Below are 1,677 nucleotides of genomic sequence, written 5' to 3'. Positions count from 1 at the left end.
GACGTGCGCGGCGAGCACGGCCGCGCCGGCCGGGGCGGGCGCCACCTGGCCGTTGGCGTAGGCCTCCTGCTGGGTCCGCGGATCGCCCTGCAGCAGCGCGAACTGGGTGGCGGTGACGCCCACCAGGCCCTGCTCGGCCAGCACGTACCGCTCGTCGTTGGTGCCGGTGAACAGCTGGCCGACCCGGGTCGGGCGACCGGAGAGCGCCGGGCCGTCCTTGCCCCGGCCGGGCACGTCCGGGGCGCGCAGGTCCGGCCCGGCCGGGAAGGCGGCCAGGAAGGAGGCGGTGACCGGGACGGGCGCGGCGGCGGCCCAGCCGAGGGCCCGCACGGCGCCGGACGCCGCGTCCGCCGTGAACCGGCGGCCGTGCCAGAGCAGGTGGACGGCGCCGTCCGGGCCGCTGACCAGGACGCCCTGGTCGCCGGCCGGGCGGCCGGTCTGCCGGGTGCCGACGGCGACCGAGAGCTGCGGGGCGGGCTTGGCCGCCGCGGAGCCGGCGCTCGCGGTGCGCACGGTGCAGAGCAGCCAGTCCGCGCCGGCCGTGGCGGCGGCCGGGGGCAGGCCGTCGGGGGCGCCGACGATGCCGACCGGGGTACCGCGCGGGGTGCCCTCCAGTGAGCGGGCCGACACCTGGTCGACCTTCAGCTGGCCGCCGGCGAGCAGCCGGGCGCTGGCCTCGTTGAGCACCGGGTGCAGCAGGCCCTGGGCGTAGACGTAGCGGGCGCCGCTCTCCTTGACCACCACCAGGGTGCCGGACTGCTTCCAGCCGCGCGCGCCACCGGGCTTGATCAGGCCGTAGACGCCGGCCCCGGCGCCGATCAGCAGGGCGATGGCCAGTCCGATCGCGGCGCCGCGGTTGGTCCGGCCCACGGGGGTGTCGGGGGCGTCCGGTTCGGCGCGCAGGACGCCGGCGGCGACACGGCTCATCACGAACAGGTGGGCCTGCACCTGGTCGCGTCGGGACTGCATGGCGGTGGTCCTCCTCGGTACGGGGAGCGCGGGGGTGCGGGTGCGCGGGGGCGGGAGCGGCGGGGCGGGGGCCGGGCGGCCTCAGCCCGCCAGGCCGCGCATCGCCCCGTAGAAGCCGAACACCTGGAGCGCGAGCGGCAGCAGGGCGAGCGCGGCGAGCGAGTGCAGCAGGTCGCCGGCCCGGCCCCAGTAGGGCAGCAGCCGGCGGCCTGGCACCGTCCACGCCGCCGCGCAGAGCCCGGTGGCGGCGGCCAGCATCACCGTGAACACCACCAGCCGGGTGCCCGGAGCGGCGTCCCAGCCGGTGCGCGCGACCAGCAGGACGAGGCCCACCGCCCCCGGCAGCAGCAGGGCCAGCCGCTGGCGCAGCCCGCCGATGTCGCGGGCGTGCAGCAGGAGCAGCACCGACAGGTCGGCGGCCATCGTCGTCGGCCCCCAGCCGCCGTCGCGCGCCAGCGCCAGCAGGGCGACGGTGACCGCGCAGGCGCTGCCGACCGCGATGAAGAACCCGGCCAGGAAGCTGTCCGCGACCAGGCTGCGGGCGAGCACGTCCTCCGCCGGGAACGGGTCGATCTCCTCCTGGAGCTCGTCGGCGTTGCGGGGCAGCGCGGGCAGCCGCAGCCCGCCCAGCTTGAACGCCAGCGCGGGCACGAACGCGCCGAACAGCACGGCGACGGCGCCCAGCGCGACCAGCAGCCACAGCTGGTA

The 1,677-nt window shown here is 78.2% G+C and carries 2 protein-coding genes; both read right to left on the bottom strand.

Features of this window, described 5'->3' with window-relative positions:
- Nucleotides 1-969 (bottom strand): type VII secretion protein EccB (gene eccB, locus ABD308_RS37925; RefSeq protein WP_344345398.1); only part of this gene is annotated, 969 nt, incomplete at its 3' end.
- A gap of 81 nt (nucleotides 970-1,050) precedes the next feature.
- The coding region (gene eccD, locus ABD308_RS37920; protein WP_344345396.1) for a type VII secretion integral membrane protein EccD at nucleotides 1,051-1,677 on the bottom strand (627 nt) is incomplete at its 5' end.

The organism is Kitasatospora putterlickiae, assembly GCF_039527695.1.
Lineage (GTDB): Bacteria > Actinomycetota > Actinomycetes > Streptomycetales > Streptomycetaceae > Kitasatospora > Kitasatospora putterlickiae.
The sequence above is the reverse complement of the archived record's forward strand: the minus strand, read 5'-3'. Positions and strand labels throughout refer to the sequence as shown.